Raw genomic sequence first — 1,034 nt, forward strand, 5'->3', positions numbered from 1 at the left:
TTTCTCAGTGACTTGTTTTACTGCTTCAATTTTGAATTCTTCAGGGTATCGTTTACTGCTCATAAGCACCTCGTTAATTAGCCATTTTATCTAACTAAAAGGTGTCTACAAAATCGGTGGCTATTCACATCAATAATTTTGATTTTACTTTGAGCATTTGGATCAATATTTCTTGTGTGATCTCTACCGTTCTTTATGTCGCTGATTGTTCCTGAACTTTCATCATAACTTGGCCAATATTGTCCACCACCAAATTTAGGAACATCATTGGCACCAGTAGAAAGGATATTCTCATCTTTTGCTAATACCGCTCCTACTTGCCTAGATAGGTCAGCTGATTTTAAACTGGAAGTGAAAGCTAGATAAATTGCATATTCATTAAATGTTGGGGAAACGTGTGGAGAACTAAAAATTAAAGATAAAAATCTTTTACAAGAAGACCTAATTTGTTTATGCGTTTTGTCATCATACTTAATAAAGTAGTCACCTAGAGGGAAAGTTGCTCTAGTTTTCTGCCCAAATAATTGTTTTTCATTAGCATCACGTTTAATTAATTCTTGAGCATGAATTGGCGTTAAACCTAAGTCATTGACTAAAGCATTTTCCCTTAAGTTCTCGCTTTCAAAAATAGATATTTGGAAAAAGTTATATCCATAAACTTTTCTAAGAGTTTTTACCTCTTCGTCGTGTTTCAATGAATTTATTATATATACTACTCTACGTGTATCCTCAGTGAATTCTTCTCTACTTTTCTTTATGAAGTCAATTATTTCACATGCTAGATAATCATAACTAAAATTTTCTCTAAGCTCATTTCCAAAATTCATGAAAGTAGAAATTTTTTGAAAATTATCACTTAAATTTATGTCTTTATATTTTCTTAGAAAAAGTGGATGTTTTTGTAAAATAGACCTCTTTCATAAATCATTTTTTGCTCAGTTCCAAGTTGTAGATTCCAGCAATTAAATTGAATCTCAAACCAAGCCTTTTACCTCTATTTCGATAACGCTCAGCAAGGATTTTGAAGGTTTTCA

1 protein-coding gene and 1 pseudogene are annotated in these 1,034 nt (G+C 31.6%); both read right to left on the reverse strand.

Annotated elements, in window-relative coordinates; genetic code table 11:
• Window positions 1-86: 86 nt before the first annotated feature.
• The gene (locus tag FTV25_RS15950) at window positions 87-827 is read right to left on the reverse strand and encodes a hypothetical protein (protein ID WP_180004534.1); all 741 of its coding nucleotides are present in this window, start codon (window positions 825-827) and stop codon (window positions 87-89) included.
• A gap of 97 nt (window positions 828-924) precedes the next feature.
• Window positions 925-1,034, reverse strand: a pseudogene (locus FTV25_RS15955) (IS5/IS1182 family transposase); the annotation flags it as partial.

This window comes from Acinetobacter sp. YH12249 (assembly GCF_013417475.1).
Taxonomy (GTDB): Bacteria; Pseudomonadota; Gammaproteobacteria; order Pseudomonadales; family Moraxellaceae; genus Acinetobacter.